At 63.9% G+C, this 17,515-nt stretch carries 16 protein-coding genes; 10 read left to right on the forward strand and 6 right to left on the reverse strand.

Annotation, left to right across the window (positions count from 1 at the left end):
- On the reverse strand, positions 1–994 hold a 994-nt coding region (locus NKG95_RS32080; RefSeq protein ID WP_502914008.1), incomplete at its 3' end, for a glycosyltransferase family 2 protein.
- A gap of 474 nt (positions 995–1,468) precedes the next feature.
- Entirely contained in the window at positions 1,469–2,851 is a 1,383-nt protein-coding gene (locus NKG95_RS32085; RefSeq protein ID WP_352791214.1) for an FAD-binding oxidoreductase, read from the reverse strand.
- A 226-nt stretch (positions 2,852–3,077) separates the two neighbouring features.
- On the opposite strand from NKG95_RS32085, the gene NKG95_RS32090 reads away from it, so the two are divergent.
- Positions 3,078–4,085 (forward strand): AraC family transcriptional regulator, encoded by a 1,008-nt coding sequence (locus NKG95_RS32090; RefSeq protein WP_023717160.1) that lies wholly within the window; start codon positions 3,078–3,080, stop codon positions 4,083–4,085.
- Between the two features lie 133 nt (positions 4,086–4,218).
- Here the strand turns inward: NKG95_RS32090 and efp are convergent, their stop codons facing one another.
- Positions 4,219–4,785, reverse strand: a complete 567-nt coding sequence (efp, locus tag NKG95_RS32095; protein WP_023717161.1) for an elongation factor P — start codon at positions 4,783–4,785, stop codon at positions 4,219–4,221.
- 114 nt (positions 4,786–4,899) lie between these two features.
- On the opposite strand from efp, the gene epmA reads away from it, so the two are divergent.
- The 7 genes from epmA (at position 4,900) to lpxK (ending at position 11,670) form a co-directional block, all read left to right on the forward strand.
- Complete coding sequence (epmA, locus tag NKG95_RS32100) at positions 4,900–5,946, forward strand: EF-P lysine aminoacylase EpmA (protein WP_353043575.1); 1,047 nt, start codon at positions 4,900–4,902, stop codon at positions 5,944–5,946.
- A gap of 139 nt (positions 5,947–6,085) precedes the next feature.
- Complete coding sequence (locus NKG95_RS32105; protein WP_353020857.1) at positions 6,086–7,429, forward strand: TldD/PmbA family protein; 1,344 nt, start codon at positions 6,086–6,088, stop codon at positions 7,427–7,429.
- Entirely contained in the window at positions 7,416–8,222 is an 807-nt protein-coding gene (locus NKG95_RS32110) for a 3'(2'),5'-bisphosphate nucleotidase CysQ (RefSeq protein ID WP_353000953.1), read from the forward strand. The genes NKG95_RS32105 and NKG95_RS32110 overlap by 14 nt, the downstream gene beginning before the upstream one ends.
- A gap of 74 nt (positions 8,223–8,296) precedes the next feature.
- Positions 8,297–8,542 carry a DUF4170 domain-containing protein gene (locus NKG95_RS32115; RefSeq protein ID WP_023717165.1) on the forward strand — a complete coding sequence of 82 codons (246 nt, stop codon included), beginning with the start codon at positions 8,297–8,299 and terminating at the stop codon, positions 8,540–8,542.
- Positions 8,543–8,547: 5 nt separating this feature from the next.
- Positions 8,548–9,327 carry a lysophospholipid acyltransferase family protein gene (locus NKG95_RS32120; RefSeq protein WP_353043577.1) on the forward strand — a complete coding sequence of 260 codons (780 nt, stop codon included), beginning with the start codon at positions 8,548–8,550 and terminating at the stop codon, positions 9,325–9,327.
- On the forward strand, positions 9,324–10,640 hold the full coding sequence (gene waaA, locus NKG95_RS32125) for a lipid IV(A) 3-deoxy-D-manno-octulosonic acid transferase (protein WP_023717167.1): 1,317 nt from the start codon (positions 9,324–9,326) through the stop codon (positions 10,638–10,640). Before NKG95_RS32120 ends, waaA begins: the two co-directional genes overlap by 4 nt.
- Position 10,641: 1 nt before the next feature.
- A complete protein-coding gene (lpxK, locus tag NKG95_RS32130; RefSeq protein WP_353043578.1) occupies positions 10,642–11,670 on the forward strand; it encodes a tetraacyldisaccharide 4'-kinase in 1,029 nt (342 codons plus the stop codon).
- A 259-nt stretch (positions 11,671–11,929) separates the two neighbouring features.
- On the opposite strand, the gene NKG95_RS32135 is transcribed toward lpxK, so the two are convergent.
- Positions 11,930–12,163 (reverse strand): DUF2093 domain-containing protein, encoded by a 234-nt coding sequence (locus tag NKG95_RS32135; protein ID WP_031193470.1) that lies wholly within the window; start codon positions 12,161–12,163, stop codon positions 11,930–11,932.
- 234 nt (positions 12,164–12,397) lie between these two features.
- Positions 12,398–13,324, reverse strand: a complete 927-nt coding sequence (locus tag NKG95_RS32140; protein WP_353043580.1) for a LysR family transcriptional regulator — start codon at positions 13,322–13,324, stop codon at positions 12,398–12,400.
- 90 nt (positions 13,325–13,414) lie between these two features.
- Between NKG95_RS32140 and NKG95_RS32145 the strand changes: the two genes are divergently transcribed.
- Together NKG95_RS32145 and NKG95_RS32150 are read left to right on the forward strand one after the other, a co-directional pair.
- Positions 13,415–14,308, forward strand: coding sequence for a DMT family transporter (locus NKG95_RS32145; RefSeq protein WP_353043581.1), 894 nt, complete (start codon positions 13,415–13,417; stop codon positions 14,306–14,308).
- Positions 14,309–14,376: 68 nt separating this feature from the next.
- The gene (locus NKG95_RS32150; RefSeq protein ID WP_353043583.1) at positions 14,377–15,195 is read left to right on the forward strand and encodes a hypothetical protein; all 819 of its coding nucleotides are present in this window, start codon (positions 14,377–14,379) and stop codon (positions 15,193–15,195) included.
- Positions 15,196–15,229: 34 nt separating this feature from the next.
- Here the strand turns inward: NKG95_RS32150 and mutL are convergent, their stop codons facing one another.
- A complete protein-coding gene (gene mutL / locus NKG95_RS32155) occupies positions 15,230–17,089 on the reverse strand; it encodes a DNA mismatch repair endonuclease MutL (protein WP_353043585.1) in 1,860 nt (619 codons plus the stop codon).
- Positions 17,090–17,515 lie beyond the last annotated feature (426 nt).

Raw genomic sequence — 17,515 nt, forward strand, 5'->3', positions numbered from 1 at the left:
GTTTGTGAAACGATCGGCGGCGCTCACCGGAGGCGGCACGCATCGACTCGTCGAAGCCGGTGAGCCGATCGATGACATAAAGCGGACGGCGTTTCACCTCGGCGTGGATGCTGCCGACGTAGAGTCCGACCACGCCGGTCATGAAAAGATTGATCCCGCACAGGAGCGACACGATCACCACCGTGGATGTCCACCCGGCAATGATCCCGGTTTCAAAAAACCAGGCAAAGATGGCGTAGGCGCCAAAGACCCCCGCAAGCGCGGAAATGACCAACCCGCCCCAGAGCGCTAGGCGCAACGGCTTCTCGGAGAAACTGACGATGCCGTGAACCGCAAGGTGCATCATCTTCCAGAACGGGTATTTGGTCTGGCCCAGGGTTCGTGCGTGGCGCTCAAATGGCACGGCCGTCTGCTTGAACCCCATCCAGCCGAACATGCCCCTGACGAAGCGGTCATGTTCGGGCATACGCTTGAAGGTTTCCAGCGCCTTGCGGCCGACTAGGCGGAAGTCGCCGACGTCGCGCGGAATATCGACCGACGTCATTTTCTCCAGCAGGCGATAGAAAAGACTTGCCGTAAAGCGCTTGAACCAGGATTCGCCCTCGCGCTTGACCCGGCGGGCGTAGACGATCTCGAACCCTTCCTTCCACTTAGCCACCAGATCGAGAACGACTTCCGGCGGATCCTGCAGGTCCGCATCCATGACGATGACGGCATCGCCCGCAGCGGCGTCCATGCCGGCGGTAATCGCCACCTGGTGGCCGAAATTGCGGGACAATTCGATCAGCCGAAAGCGCGGCTCGGCGGCGACCACTTTTTGAAGGTATTCGACGCTTCCATCGCGGCTTCCGTCATCGACGAAGATGGCCTCCGTTTCGCCGTCCAGCCGGCCGATAAGCGAACTGATCCGCTCGATCAGCCGAGGCAGCACCTGTTCTTCATTGTATACGGGCAGGACCAGCGAGTAGCGCGGCGGTGACCTGTTCACCGTTATTCCCGGGCCTTGGACCACAGACTCTCGCATGCGGTTGAAAATGGAACGCAAGCTACAAAGTTCCAAAGGCAATTAAGAAACTGCTAATTTGGCTAGTTCTTAAGTGGATACCGGTCCTCGAGAAGGACTGAAGGGTGTCGTGGTGACGTCGGACGTCCGCATCGAAGCGTGAAATTGTCGGTAGGCTGCCGGCGCGATCGGCCTGGCGAGAAGCAGTCGCTGAGGCATAACCCGTTGACCGCATTGCCTGCTCCCGGACTTGCCTGTTGAAGCAGCGCTACGGGTGACCTGAGCGTGCGGGCCGACCGCTTCGACGCGTGTCAGACATGGCTCATGGAACATGGTCGCCGAGCCCGGCCGAGTATCGCGCTTGTAGGCCGCCGAGCGTCCTGACCGGCAACCTATCGTACCGGCCGGGCCTTAGCTGGCCCGGCCGGTACGATACAACACTTGCTGGCCTGACGAGGGCGGCCGTCAAGCAGCCGGCCGGATGTTTTGGTTCACCCGGAAGAGGTTGTTCGGGTCGTATTTCTTCTTCAGCGAGGCCAGGCGCTCGTAGTTATCGCCATAAGCCGCCTTGAGCCTTCCCTCGCCCTCGTCATCCATCATGAAGTTCAGATAGGCGCCACCCAGATCGAAGGGATGCACGGCCTCCCAGTAGGCCTTGGTCCAGCGCGTCACCGGCCCCGCTTTCTGTGGGTCCGGATCGATCCCGGCGATGACCATCGACCAAGTCGCATCACGGTAATTCCAGGGTGTCTCGTCTTTGCCGACGCGATGGACAGCGCCGTCGATCGGATAGAGATGCATGAGCGATAGCTCGCTCGGTGTTTTCGCCGCCTGCTTGAGATGAGCGTCGATCGCCTCGTCGGACAGCGTCTTGACGAAATCGCCCCGCCAATACCACTGCATCCCCTTCGGATAGAGCCCATCGAACATGCTCTGCACCGCGGGATAGGGCATCATTCCCATCCAATTGAACCAGGGCGCAGGCAGCGCATCGAGTAGCGGAGCCACCGCCTCTCTGCCCTTTTCCTCCGGGCCGTTGTAGCAACACATCAGCAGACACATCCGCTTTCCCCAAAACTCTTCCGGGAACGGTGCGCTCGACAGGATCGTCTTGAGCCCGAGGAAGATCCCGAGTTCCTCGGGCGCGCGCGGCAGGAACTCGCGATAATGCTGCATGATGGTGCGGGCCTGGCGCTGATCCCATGCGATCGGCCCCGCAAAGACCATGCTGACCTGGTGGAGCTTGAACACAAAGCTGGTGACGACGCCGAAATTGCCGCCGCCGCCGCGAAGCGCCCAGAACAGGCTAGGGTTCCGCTCCTTGCTGGCGGTGACGAAGCTGCCGTCGGCAAGCACGACATCGGCCTCGACCAGATTGTCGATGGTCAGGCCATATTTGCGCGTCAGATAGCCATGGCCGCCGCTCAGCGTCAGTCCGGCGACCCCGGTGGTCGAGATGATGCCCGCCGGTACGGCCAGGCCAAAGGCATGGGTTGCGTGGTCGAGGTCGCCCTGAGTGCAGCCCGGACCCACCCGCGCCGTACGGGCATCCGGATCGACACGCACGCCGTTCATCGCCGACAGGTCGATCACCAGACCGTCGTCGCAACTCCCCAATCCTGGTCCGTTATGGCCGCCGCCACGTACCGCAACCAGCAAATTGTTGTCGCGGCCGAAATTCACCGCTGTGATCACGTCGGCCACGTCCACACAGCGGGCGATGATCAGCGGCCGCTTGTCGATCATGCCGTTGTAGAGCTTGCGGGCCTCATCATAGCGGGCGTCGCCGGTCCGGATGACTTCGCCCCGCAGGCTTGCTGCGAATTTGGTGATGTCTTCATCGTGCATGACATTCCTCCCTGTTATTGGACCTGTCGGCCGGTCGATGAAACGCTAATCCCGTCCGCTGTTCCCGCAAATGTCACATCGTCCATTTCTGTTGCCCGATCGTTCAGAGTGGGATTAGACCGGATGGGTAGTTGCTCGGGCGGCTGTATTGCCGGATAGTTCGAGATGCCTGGCCGAAAAACTCGTTGTCAAAGGGAGTAGCCGATCGTTTCCGGAGGTGTAGTGCATGGATGTCCTTTCCGATGTGCTCCGAGCCGTTCGCCTCACCGGTGCGATCTATTTCGACGTCGACGCCAGCTCTCCCTGGGTCGGCGAGTCGCCGGGCACGGCCGACATTGCCGCCGCCATCATGCCGGAGGCAGAGCACATCATTTCTTTTCATGCCGTGATGTCGGGCTCGTGCTGGGCCGCGCTGGCAGACGATTCGGTGCCCCCGGTGCTCGTGAACGCCGGTGATGTCGTTGTCTTCCCCGGTGGTGTTCCGAACGTCTTGAGCTCTTCGCCCGGAGCGCGGGGCGAACCCAATATGGCGATGTATTATCGGCCGATTGACGAGAGCCTGCCGTTCGCGGTGATCCATGGTGGCGGGGGAGACGAGCGGACCCGGTTCATTTGCGGGTATCTTGGCTGCGATGCACGTCCCTTCAATCCTCTCCTCGCTGCATTGCCGGCCATCCTGTGTGCCCGCAAGCCCGCCGATGGAAGCAGCTGGGTTATCGACCTGTTTCGGCTGGCGCTGGCCGAAGGTGGCAGTGGGCGGGCGGGCGGTGAAACGATCCTCGCCAAGCTGAGCGAGCTGATGTTTGTCGAGATCATCCGCCGCCATCTCGAGACCCTCCCCGGCGATTCGCGCGGCTGGCTGTCAGGCCTACGGGATCCACATGTCGGCGAGGCGCTCCGGCTCATCCACGCTCGCCCCAGGGAGGAATGGACATTGGACCGGCTCGCCCGCGAAGTAGGGCTATCGCGCACGGCGTTTGCGAGCCGCTTTACCCACTATGTCGAGGTCTCGCCGATGCACTATCTTGCTCGCTGGCGTCTGCAACTGGCGGGACGTTTGCTCGAACGGCCCGAAATGAGCATCGCGCAAGCGGGTGCCGACGTCGGCTACGAGTCGGAAGCCGCCTTCAATCGCGCCTTCAAAAAGTTCGTCGGCATTCCACCTGGCACCTGGCGAAAGGGACGGTCGGCGTTGCTCGAGGCTCAAAGATTGCCCGCTGGCGTCGTGCAATAGGAAAGAACTGGCCGGGCGTTGACGCTGCGGTCTGCGTGCCGCGTCCCAATGCTCGAAAGCCCCCTGGCACAAAGCGGTCGACGATGACCGGCCGCCTCGGCGCGCTAGGGCGAGGCGTTTCAGGCTTCGCGCCTCAATCCTTCGCGCGCTCGACATACGCGCCATCCGCCGTCATCACCACCACGCGGGTGCCGGCGCTGATGTGTGGTGGCACCAGGGTACGCACGCCGTTGGACAGCGTTGCCGGCTTATAGGACGAGGACGCCGTCTGGCCCTTGGTCACCGGCTCGGTCTCGACCACCTCGAAAGTGGCGCGCTGCGGCAGTACCAGCGAGATGGCGATGCTGTTGTATTGCGAGATCTGCACCGGCATGCCTTCCACTAGGTAGGGCGCCATGTCGCCGACCACGCTCTCCGGCACCGCCACCTGGTCGTAGCTCTCCGGGTTCATGAAATGAAAGCCTTCGCCGTCCTGGTAGAGGAAAGTGTGCTCGCGCTCCTCGACATAGGCGCGCTCGACCTGCTCGGTGGTGCGGTAACGCTCGGAAACTTTAACCCCGTCGGAGATACGCCGCATGTCGAGCTGGGTGACCGGCGTACCCTTGCCAGGATGAATGTTTTCGGCAAAGAGGATCACATAAAGCTTGCCGTCCTTTTCGACGACGTTGCCTTTGCGTAAGGAGCTGGCGATGACCTTCACGGGTTTCCATCCTGATAAAATTTGTTGGCGCAAATCGGCTGGAGAGGCCGTTGGGTGCGGCCTAGCGCATCTTGGCCGCAATCGCCAGCCCTCTGTGCAATTCGCCTGAAGCCGATGACCGCCGCTTCGCCATGGTGGACGCCGCATGTCCATGCCGACCGCCGGCCGCGGCTGATCCTGCGCAACGCCATTGCCGCCGGCATGCGCGACTGGTTCGCCCGCCGTGACTTCGTGGAGGTGGAGACATCGGCCCTGCAGATCTCGCCCGGCAATGAAGCGCATCTGTCGGCCTTCGCCACCGAGGCGATCGGGCCGGACGGGCAGCGCCAGCCGCTCTACCTCCACACTTCGCCGGAATTCGCCTGCAAGAAGCTGCTTGCCGCCGGCGAGGAGCGCATCTTCAGCCTCGCTGCTGTCTGGCGCAACCGTGAGCGCGGCCCCTTGCACCATCCGGAGTTCACCATGCTCGAATGGTACCGCGTCGGCGAGACCTATGAGAGCCTGATGCGCGATTGCGCCGAGCTCGTCGCGCTGGCGGCCGAACGGGCGGGCGCAAAGCGTTTTAGCTTCCGCGGCCGCGAGGCCGACCCGTTCGCCGAGCCGGAACGGTTGAGCGTCGCCGAAGCCTTCATGCGCCATGCCGGCATCGATCTGCTGGCGACGATTGCAGCCGATGGCACCACCGACCGCGCGGGATTGCATGCCACCCTGGTCCAGGCCGGATTGCGGACCGCGCCCGACGACAATTGGGCCGACCTGTTCAGCCGGGTGATGGTCGAAAAAATCGAACCGGTGCTGGGGCAGGGGCGCGCCACCATTCTTTTCGCATATCCGATCTCGGAGGCGGCATTGGCCAGGCCGAGCGCCGACGATCCGCGCACCGCCGAGCGTTTCGAGCTATATTGCTGCGGCGTCGAGCTCGCCAACGCCTTTGGCGAGTTGACCGATCCGGCCGAGCAGCGCCAGCGCTTTGCCGCCGAAATGGACGAAAAGCAGCGTGTCTATGGCGAACGCTACCCGATCGACGAGGATTTCCTCGCCGCGCTCGCGATCATGCCGCAAGCGAGCGGCGCGGCGCTCGGCTTCGACCGGCTGGTGATGCTCGCCACCGGCGCGCTCAGGATCGACGACGTGATCTGGACGCCGGTGGCCGCTTCCTGAGGGATTGTCGATCTCGCCGTTGCCGCTCACCCGCCTGACACCGCTTTGCGCCTTCTCCCATTGCAGAAGCCGCACCGGGACAATAGATGGTGCAGCAGCGGCTGCCCTTCAGCCGGCCGGAAATAACAGGATTATGCGCATGACCGATACGCTCGACGCAGCGAAACTGACCGATCGCGTCGCGGCCCTGGTCGAGGCTGCCAAACGGGCCGGGGCCGATGCCGCCGATGCGGTTGCAGTACGCGGCCGCTCAACCGGTGTGTCGGTGCGGCTTGGCAAGGTCGAAGGCACAGAGGCGTCCGAGAGCGAGGACGTCTCGTTGCGCGTCTTCGTCGGCAGACGCGTGGCGAGCGTTTCGGCAACGGCGGCATCCGACCCCAATATGCTGGCTGAGCGCGCCGTCGCCATGGCCAAAGTGTCGCCCGAAGATCCCTATCAGGGTCTCGCCGATCCGGCCTTGCTGGTCAAAAAGCCGCGCGATCTCGATCTGTTCGACGCCACCGAGGTATCGGCGGACCAGTTGAAGGAAGCAGCCCTTGCCGCCGAGGCGGCGGCGCTTGCCGTCAAGGGCGTCACCAATTCGGCCGGCAGCGGCGCCAGCGCCGGGCTCGGCGGCCTTGTGCTCGCCACTTCGCATGGGTTTGTCGGCCATTATGTCGCGTCGCGCTTTTCGCGCTCGACCAGCGTGATCGCCGGCGAGGGCACCGGCATGGAGCGCGATTACGAATTCTCCTCGCGCCAGCATTTTTCCGATCTCGACGCGCCGGAAGACATCGGCCGCAAGGCCGGTGAGCGCGCCGTACGCCGCATTGGCGCGCGCAAGGCGGCGACCGGGCCGGTCGACGTGGTGTTCGATCCGCGCGTCGCGCGCGGCATTGCCGGCCATCTCGCCGGTGCCATCAATGGCGCCGCGGTGGCGCGCAAGACCAGCTTTCTGCGCGACATGATGGGCAAGAAGGTGGCTTCGGCCGCAATCACCGTCACCGACGAGCCGCTCCGGCGCCGCGGCCAGGCCTCGCGCCCCTTCGACGGCGAAGGCGTCGAGGGCGAGAAATTGTTCATGGTCGACAAGGGCGTGCTCAACCACTGGTTCCTGTCGACCTCGGCGGCGCGGGAACTCGGCCTCGTCACCAATGGGCGCGGCTCGCGCAGCGGCTCGTCGGTCTCGCCATCGTCGACCAATCTCGCCATCGAGCCCGGGGAAAGCACGCCGGAAGAGCTGATCAAGTCGCTCAAGACCGGCTTCTACGTCACCGAAGTGTTCGGCCAAGGCGTCGACATGGTGACGGGCGAATATAGCCGCGGCGCTTCCGGGTTCTGGATCGAAAACGGTGAACTGGCCTATCCCGTTGCCGAGGTGACCATCGCCTCCAATTTGAAAACGATGTTCCTCAACATGGTTCCGGCGAGCGATCTCGACCGCAATTTCGGCACTGCCGCACCCACGCTTTTGATCGAAGGAATGACCCTTGCCGGAGCTTGACCCGGCCGTCTCGGCCGGCGCTACTGAAGACCTGGAGCTGTTGCGCGACGCTGCCCGCGAGGCGGGGCTCATCGCCATGCAGTACTTCAACAACAATCCGCAGGTGTGGATGAAGGGTGGCACCTCGCCGGTCAGCGAAGCTGATCACGCCGCCGACAAATATCTGCGCGAGACCTTGCTGGCGGCCCGGCCGGACTATGGCTGGTTGTCGGAGGAAACCGTCGACGACCCGGTAAGGCTTATCGCGCGCCGCACCTTCGTCGTCGATCCGATTGACGGCACGCGCGGCTTCCTCGAGGGCCTGCCCACATGGTGCGTCAGCGTCGCGGTGGTCGAGAACGGCCGCACGCTTGCCGGCGTGCTCGACTGCCCGGCGAAGGGCGAAATCTATTGGGCGCTGCCGGGCGAGGGCGCATTCCTGAATGGCAAGCGCATCAGCGTGCGTCCGCCGTCGGAAACGGCCGAAATCGCCGGACCGAAGGCGATGATCGACCTGATGCCGGCGAAATGGCACAAACGGCTGAAGCGCGTGCCCTATATTCCTTCGCTCGCCTACAGGTTGGCGATGATCGCCGGCGGCCAGCTCGATGCCACCTTCGTCAAGGCCAACGCGCATGACTGGGACATCGCCGCGGCCGACCTCATCCTGCGCGAGGCAGGCGGCGCCGTGCTCGATCGGCACGGCCGCGCGCCGCTCTATGCCGGCGAAGTGATCCGCCACGGCGCGCTTGCCGCCGGCAGCGGCGAACTCCTCGCTGTGCTCGCCGGCGTCATCGCCGGGCTGGACAATTGACCATCATCAATAGTTCCAAAGTCGGCGGCTTTGGTCTAGACCTGTCCCAAACTCACGATATGTGAAGGATCGACATGGCCGCTGAAGACGGAAAGAAACAGCTTTTGCACCTGGTGTTCGGCGGCGAACTCAAGAAGCTGGGCGGCACCGAATTCCGCGACCTCGACGCGCTCGACGTAGTCGGCATCTATCCCGACTATCAATCGGCGCACGCCGTCTGGAAGGCCAAGGCGCAAGCCAGCGTCGACAATGCCCATATGCGTTATTTCGTCGTTCACCTGCACCGCCTGCTCGACCCCGAAAACAAGGCTGCCGGTTGACATCGATGAACCATGAAGTGGTCAAGCGATCAGCCCCGCGGTCGGCGGTCAGACGTCGCAAGCCGAAGACGTTCTGGCGCAAGATCCGCGAACCGCTGGCGCAGTCGCGATTCGTCAAGAATGCGCTTGCCGCGCTGTTTGCGTATTTCGTCCGCCTTGTCCGCCTGACCAACCGCATGGTCGACGGATCGGCGAAGTTTTCCGGCGGCGCCTATGCGCAGCTCGAGCCTGGCATCATCGCGCTCTGGCACGGCCAGCATCTGCTGACGCCGGCCTATTATCCCAAGGGACGGCCACTGGTTGCCATGGTGTCGCGCAGCGCCGATGCCGAGCTCAACGCGCTGATGGTCGAGAAATTCGGCATCGAGGCGGTGCGCGGCTCTGGCGGGCGCGAAAGCGCAAGGCATCTCGACAAGGGCGGCGCCAAGGCGCTCATCGCCCTCAAAAAGTCGCTCGCCACCGGCAAGAATGTCGCCATGATTGCTGATATTCCCCACGGCACGCCGCGCGATGCGGGGCTCGGCGTCGTCCTCCTGGCGCGGCTGTCCGGCCGGCCGATCCTGCCTGCCGCGATTGCCACCAGCCGCCGCAAGGTGATCGAGGGCAGCTGGGACAAGACGACGATCAACTTGCCCTTCGGCCGCTCCTCGATTGTCGTCGGCACGCCTGTCTTCGTGCCGGCCAACGCAGACGCCGCGGAAATGGAACGCAAGCGCCAGGAGGTCACGGCCTCGCTCAATGCCGCGACCGCCGAGGCCTATCGCCTTGTGGACGGTTCGAAATGAGTATGCGCTGGGCGCGCGCCTTCCTGACGGCATACCGCTTCGCCGGGGCCGCCGCCTACCCGCTGGTCGGACCTTATGTCGCCTGGCGCACATCCAGAGGCAAGGAGGATCGCATTCGCCGGCGCGAGCGCTACGGCGTCGCCGGACGCGAGCGCCCCGAAGGCCCGGTGATCTGGATCCATGCAGCCAGCGTCGGCGAGACCATCGCCGTCGTGCCGCTGGTCGAGAGCATTCTCGACTACGGCGTCAACATCGTGCTGACGACGGGCACCGTCACCTCGGCGCAGGTCGCCGAAGAACGGCTGGGCGGCCGCATCATCCACCAATATGTGCCGCTCGACCTCAAGCCGGCGGTCAGCCGCTTCCTCGATCATTGGCAACCGGACCTGGCGATCATCGCCGAATCGGAGATCTGGCCGATGACCATCCTGGAACTCGGCGCCCGCCGCGTGCCGCAGGTTCTGGTCAATGGCAGGCTGTCCGACCGCTCCTTCAAATCCTGGAAGAAGCGCGCCAACATCGCCGAAGCATTGTTCGAAAATCTCGCCCATGTCGTCGCCCAGTCGGATCTCGATGGCGAGCGCTTCCTTTCGCTCGGCGCCCGGCCGGTCACCGTGTCCGGCAATCTCAAGGTCGACACCGCGCCGCCGCCGGCCGACGAACGGGCACTGGCGGCGCTGAAACGCCAGATCGGCGCTCGCCCGACCTGGGCGGCGATTTCGACCCATGACGGCGAAGAGGCGGTCGCGGCCGAAGTTCACGCCATGCTGCACAAGCGGCACCACGGGCTTTTGACGATCATCGTGCCGCGCCATCCCGAACGCGCCGGGCAGCTGGCCGCCCAGATTTCCGGCATGGGCCTGAAGCTGGCGCAGCGCAGCAAGGGCGACAGGATCACCGCCGATACCGATATTCTGCTCGGCGACACGATCGGCGAGATGGGGCTTTATCTGAGGCTGACGGAAATTGCCTTTGTCGGCCGTTCGCTGACTTCCGAGGGCGGCCAGAACCCGCTGGAACCGGCCATGCTGGAGACAGCGGTGCTTGCCGGCCGCAACGTCCAGAATTTTCGCGAGGCCTATCAGCGCCTGCTCGACAGTGGCGGCGCCAAGCTGGTGCGCGACCGCGATATGCTGGCCGGCGCCGTGAATTTCCTTTTGACCAACGAGGTGGCTCGTCACGAAATGATGGCGGCGGGTGCGGCGACGGTCGACGAGATGCGCGGTGCGCTGGCGCACACGCTCAGGTCGCTCGAGCCCTATATCCAGCCGCTGGTTGTCAAGTCGCGCCTGAAGGGCGCGAACGGGCGCTGACGTGACCTCGGAAGCGCCGCCTTTTTGGTGGGAAGAGCCGGACTGGCGGGTCATGGCGCTGTCACCGCTTTCCGCCATCTATGCGCTTATCGCCGGTCGCCGCATGCGGCACGCGCCGCGCGAAAAAGTCGAGGCGCCGGTGCTCTGCATCGGCAACTTCACGGTCGGCGGCACCGGCAAGACGCCAGTGGCGATCGCATTGGCCGAGCAGGCCCGGCGCATGCAGCTCAATCCGGGTTTCCTGTCGCGCGGCCATGGCGGCTCCTTCGCGCAGCCACATATCGTCGATCCGCACCATGACGCCGCCAAGCATGTCGGCGACGAGCCGCTGCTTCTGGCCGAACATGCGCCGGTCGCGGTGACGCCGAACCGGGCCGCCGGCGCCAGGCTTCTGCTGGAGAAGCTCGGCTGCGATTTCCTGATCATGGATGACGGTTTTCAGAGCGCGCGCATCCACATCGATTATGCGCTGGTCGTCGTCGACGCGCGCCATGGCATCGGCAATGGCCGCGTCATCCCCGGCGGACCGCTGCGGGCGAACATCGTCGACCAGCTGGTCTTCACCAGCGGCTTGCTGAAGATGGGCGAGGGCACCGCGGCCGATACGGTCGTGCGCCAGGCAGCGCGCGCCGGCAGGCCGATCTTCGAGGCGCACACCGCCCCGAGCAGCACGGTGACGCTGGCCGGCAGGCGGTTCCTGGCGTTCGCCGGCATCGGCCATCCCGACAAGTTTTTCGACACCGTAGCCGAGGCCGGGGGCGAGCTTGCGCTGACCCGACCGTTTCCCGACCATCATTTCTACAGTGCGGACGAGCTTGCCGAATTGGCGGCGACGGCACGTAAAGCCGAGCTTGACCTCATTACCACCGCCAAGGATGCTGCCCGCCTGCGTCACGGCGCAGCACCGCCGGAATTTCTCGACCGGCTCGACGTGCTGGAGATCGACACCGTCTTCGAGCTCGACCATGTGCCGCAACGCATCATCGACGAAACGCTGGATGCCTGGCGGCAGCGCAGGCTTAAAGGCTGACCGGCAGCTTGAGACCGAGGCGATGTGGGGACTGGAATTTGCATCTTTCCGCGGGTCGAGTGTATTTTGTTCTTGCTTTGTGCCGGCAGCTATGCTAGTAATTTAGGTATGGTGATGATTCACCGACGACCCGCTCTGGTGCGCCGAGGCGGGTTTTTTATTTCAAATAGCCTCTAAGGTTTCGGTGTTGCCGGCTTGATGTCGCGGCAGGAGGCGGGGCGCGAAGGATCGCAACGGGTCGACTTCCATTTGCGCTGGACTACCGTCGGCGGCGCAGTTCCGGATGCGCTTCGATCTCGCGGCGCAGCGAGGCGGCGGCATTCAGATAGGGTTCCTGCCTGGCGACACTCCAATATTTGAGCTCGTCGAGCGGGATGCTCTCCCCGGTCACCGCACAGCGAACGAAGGCGCCGGGGCTGGTCACCTGGAAATCGCCATCGAGATAGCGGATGCGGGCTTCCTTGCCGCCGGGGCCCTCGAAACGGTTCATCATGGGGTGGTGCCGAAATTCATGACGATGTCATCGCCACAAATTGCGGCGAGGTCAAGCTTGGTTGGCTTTGCCTGCCTCTGTTTCTGGTGACACTTGCTCGAACAAGCCGGCAAAGCGGATGCCAATGCATGTCGCGCAAAAGTGTGCAGCGGTTTTGCGATAACGACATGCATAAACACAAGAACCTGAAGCGCGTCGCATGAGGCCGGTCGAACGCGACGCGCTTCAGGCATCTCATTCTTCGGCGATGATAAACTCTTCGATCCTCTCCGCTGGCAGCCCGGCCTGGACTGCGATGCGACGAGCAAGTTCGGCTGCCGCGGCGCGCGGCCGCCCCAGCGGCCGGTCGAGCCAGTAGGATATCGGGCTGAGGGCACCGCGCTCGTCCACGGCGACGATGCGGCCCGATTTCAATTGGTCCACCGTCAATGGCGGACGCGCCAGCGCAATGCCGAGCCCGTGCGCGGCGGCGTCGAGCACGAGGTTGTAATCCTCGAAACGGCGGTCGTGCGGCCGCGGCCGATAGTCCATCTCCTGCGCCGCAAACCAGGCGCGCCACGCCGAAGCGTCGGAATCGTTGATCACCGGAAATTCGAGCAGCCGGGCCGGATCGCCGCGGCCGATCTCCCTGGCCAATTCCGGCGAGGCGACCGGGAACACATATTCTTCGAAAAGCTGCACCGAGATCCGGCCCGGAATGCGGCCGCGCCCGCAGCGGATCGACAGGTCGATGCCCTCGTCGGCAAGATCGCCCTGGCGGATGTCGACGTCGAGCACGATGCGCAGCTTGGACGGGTGGTTCTCCAGCGCCGCCATGCGCGGCATCAACCACAGCCCGCTGACCGAGGGGATCGAGGTCAGCCGCACCACCGCCGTGCCGCGCGGCTCGACCCAGCGATCCGAATTGCTGGCGATCAGGGCGAAGGCTTCAGTGGTGCGCAGATGCAGGCGATTGCCCTCGACGGTCAGCGAGACGCCGCGCGCGCCGCGATCGAAGACTTTCAGCCCAAGCCAGTTCTCGAGCTTGGCGATCTGCCGGCTGACGGCGCCATGGGTGATGTTGAGCTTCTCGGCCGCCGCCGAAAAGCTGCCTGCCCGCGCCGCGGCATCGAAGGCGCGCAGGGTTTCAAGCGGCAGCATCGAGTCTGAGCTGTGATCCATAGTCACAGGTGATACTCGATTTGTTCGTTTGTCAATCGACGCGCAATAGCGTTTCTCTACGTCATGGCATTGGATCGCGAGGACACCGAGATGAGCGTCTATACCGGAACGTTGAATCCGACACAGCGGATGGACACCACCGCTGCCATCGCGGTGGCGTTGACGGTGGTCGGCTGGGCTTCGGCCTTTCCGGCGATCCGCGCCGGCCTTGCCGCCTTCGGGCCGCTGGAACTTGGCGCGTTGCGCTTTGCCATCGCCGCCGTTCCGGCGGCGATCTTTCTCGCGGTCAAGCGGCCGGCTCTGCCCAGGCTCGACGAACTCTGGCGCTTTGTCTTCGGTGGTGCCGTCTTCGTCGCGCTCTACACGGTGATGCTCAATTTCGGCGAGCTGACCGTTTCGGCAGGTGCAGCCGGCTTCATCATCAATGTCAGCCCGATCTTCACGGCCATCATGGCCATGGCGCTGCTCGGCGAACGCTTCTCAGGCTTGGCCTGGGCCGGCACATTCCTGTCCTTCGCCGGTATCGGCATCATCGCCATGGGCGAGGGGCAAGGCTTGCATTTCAACGATGGTGCGCTGCTTGTCCTCGGCTCGGCATTGTGCTCGGCCGTCAACACCATCGTCCAGAAGCCGCTGTTTGGTCGCCACCACCCGCTGACCATCTCGGCCTCGAACATGGTGCTCGGCGCGCTCTGCCTGTCGCCGTTCCTGCCGAGCGGCCTGGCGCAAGCGGCTGCCGCCAACACCGCCGGGCTCGGCGCCGTCATCTTTCTCGGCATCGTGCCCAGTCTCATCGCCTACGCTGCCTGGGCAACAGCACTTTCCCGGCTGCCGGCGGCGCGCGCATCGAACTTCCTCTATCTGGTGTCCCCGGTGGCGACGCTGATCGGCTTCTTCTGGCTGGGCGAGGTGCCGACGCTGCTCGGCATCCTCGGCGGGGCGCTGGCGCTGGGCGGCGTCATCGTGGTGAATTTGAGGAGGTGATTCAGAGAATTGAAGCTTTTTCCCGACTCAAACCATGAGCCGTTACTGACGACCATTGCGATGCAGACATGAGCCAGGCCGGCGTCTATGTTGATTGCGTTTGCGAAGCGTGGCGAGGGGTCGACATGGGAATGCAGTTTATCTCCGCAATTTTTTTCTTGTTGCTGTTCAGCCAAAATGCCGTCGCGGGTTGGTATCAGATCGAAAACTACGAAGGTTTCATTGGGCCTAACCCAGTCCATCTGTCGCTGCAGAGGAATGACAGTTTCGGCAGCGGGATTACGGTCGAGGGGAGCTATTTCTACGACGCGAAGCAAAGCCCGATAGCAGTGTACGGCAAGATCAACGGCACCAGCGTATCCCTTTGCGAGATTGCGGACGACAAGGAATTCGACCGGGTGCTGGTCATGGGTTCGAAAACGCCCGTCGACACCAGTGGATGCCCATTTTCTCTCGACATTGGTGAAAGCGGCGCAACAGGAACCTGGAGCAAGGGTGCGGACAAACATCCCGTCACGCTCAAGAAAGTTGCGAGCCTGGACGATACCGGAGACGGGAAGATTGACGGAACCGTTGAGATCCCGTTCCGGGCGCAGACCGCTACCGACAGGTTTTCAGGCATCTACGCGAAAACCGAAGCCGGAATTTGCATGCGAAAATTGCAAGTCATCGGCAAGCGAAGCAAGAAAGTCTATCAAGAGATCGAGTTCGATGACGACAATTGCGACGCGGGAATGCTGATGACGCCAATCTACATGAATGTTCAAAAACAGACGGAAAAAATCGCCGAGGTCATTTCAGTAAACTTTCGTGGCGGCGGCGCTGGCTATACAATGGACTATGTTTTCTCTCTTAAAACCAAGAAGTATCATCAATTGGCGAATTGAGCGGGTGCCTCGCTTGGCGTTGCCCAGGTAATGCTTACCGTCGCCCGAACAGCCTCTCGATATCCGCCAGCTTGAGCTCGATATAGGTCGGGCGGCCGTGGTTGCAGGTGCCGGAGCCGGGCGTCGCCTCCATCTGGCGCAGCAGCGCGTTCATCTCTTCCGGTTTGAGCAGGCGGCCGGAACGTACCGAGCCGTGGCAGGCCATGGTCGCGGCTATCCTGTCCAGCCGCTCCTTCAGCGTGTCGACCGTGTCATTGTCGGCGATCTCGTCGGCGAGGTCGCGCACCAGCTGCTGGACGTTGGTCTCGCCGAGCATCGACGGCGTCTCGCGCACCGCAACGGCGCCTGGGCCGAAGCGCTCGATGCCGAGGCCGAAGCGGGCCAGCGTCTCGGAGTGCATGGCAAGCCGCTCGGCATCCTCTTCCGGCAGATCGACAATCTCGGGCAGCAGCAGCATCTGCGACGGCACCGCGCGTGAGTGGAGGGCGTTCTTCAAGGCCTCGTAGACCAGTCGCTCATGCGCCGCATGCTGGTCGACGATGACAAGCGAATCCCTGGTCTGGGCGACGATATAGTTCTCATGCACTTGCGCGCGCGCCGCGCCCAGGGCCGTGCCGAGCAGCGTCTCTGCCGCCTGATCCTGTCCGGCGCGCGCGTCGGCACTGTGCAGTGGGCCGGCGTCGAAGGCCGCCTGCTCGTCCTCGCCGAAGCCGCCATTTGCAGAGCCCATATCGAGCGGCCGCTGCGGCGAACGGGCAGGGTCGAACCCGGCAAAGCCCGATGCCCGATAGGCGGCCTCGTAACTGCGGTGACCGTTGGCCGGGCCGCCATGCGCATAGGATGCCGCGCCCGGCCGGAACGCTGCCATCATGCCGGCGGCCCCGGTGGTGGCGGCGCGGATGCCGGCATGGGCCAGTGCTTCGCGGATGGCGCCGACGATCAGGCCGCGCACCAGCCCCGGATCGCGGAAGCGCACGTCGGCCTTGGCCGGATGGACGTTGACGTCGACGATCGCCGGATCGAGCGTCAGGAACAGCACGGTGACGGCATGGCGGTCGCGCGGCAGCACGTCGGCGAAGGCGCCGCGAATGGCGCCGGCGATCAATTTGTCACGCACCGGGCGGCCGTTGACATAGGCATATTGCTGCAGGGCGTTGGCGCGGGTGAAGGAGGGCACCGAGACATGGCCGGCGAGGTGCACGCCGTCCCGCACCGCGTCGATGGCGATCGCATTGTCGGGAAAGTCGGCGCCCATCACCTGTGCCACCCGGCGCAGCCGGCCTTCCGGGCTGTCCTCGGTCGCCGGCAGCTCCAGCGTCGAGCGGTCCGGGCCGGCGAGCGTGAAGCGCACGGCGGGGAAGGCGATGGCGATGCGCTTGATCACGTCGCCGATGGCCGAGCTTTCTGCGCGCTCACCCTTCATGAATTTGAGCCGCGCCGGCGTGGCGAAGAACAAGTCGCGCACCTCGACCGTGGTGCCGCGATTGGCGGCGGCGGGCCTGACGGCGGAGACGCGGCCGCCGGCGATGCCGATCTCGGCGGCGTTTTCGCTTGATGCGGTGCGCGAGCGGATCGACAGCCGCGCCACCGAGCCGATCGACGGCAAAGCCTCGCCGCGGAAGCCAAGCGAGCGGATGTCGTGAATGTTGTCGGCGAGCTTGGAGGTGCAATGGCGCGCAATCGCCAGCGCCAGTTCCTTTTCCGGAATGCCCGAGCCGTCGTCGCTGACGCGGATCAGGTTCAGCCCGCCACCAGCGGTGACGATCTCGACACGCGTGGCGCCGGCATCGAGCGCGTTCTCGACCAGTTCCTTGACCACGCTTGCCGGACGCTCGATGACTTCGCCGGCGGCGATCTGGTTGATCATCGTTTCGGAAAGCTGGCGAATGGGCATGGCAGCACTATAGGCGGATTCGTGGTCGATGCGGGAGGGGGAGAATAGCGTTGATTGTTGCAAGGCAGGGAGACTGCTCCGTTGCGCTCCGTCCCACCCCCCTCTGGCCTGCCGGCCATCTCCCCCGCAAGGGGGGAGATCGGATGTCGCCTCGGCCTCCGCCAGTCTCCAATGTCTCAAAGGTTGGCGGGACGCATGAACCGCCAATCTCCCCCCTTGCGGGGGAGATGGCCGGCAGGCCAGAGGGGGGTGCTGTCCCGCCACGATGTAGAGATAGGAATATTGTTGAAGTGAATGGGCTTGGCCCCCAATTGACTTAGTGGATTTAGTCGGGCGAAGGCCAAAATCTGAAGCGAATGGCCGTTGGAGGCGACATTTGGACGTCATCCTAGATTACTTAATGGTAAACTTCGCTCGATGGATACA

The organism is Mesorhizobium sp. M1423 (assembly GCF_040317575.1).
Taxonomy (GTDB): Bacteria; Pseudomonadota; Alphaproteobacteria; order Rhizobiales; family Rhizobiaceae; genus Mesorhizobium.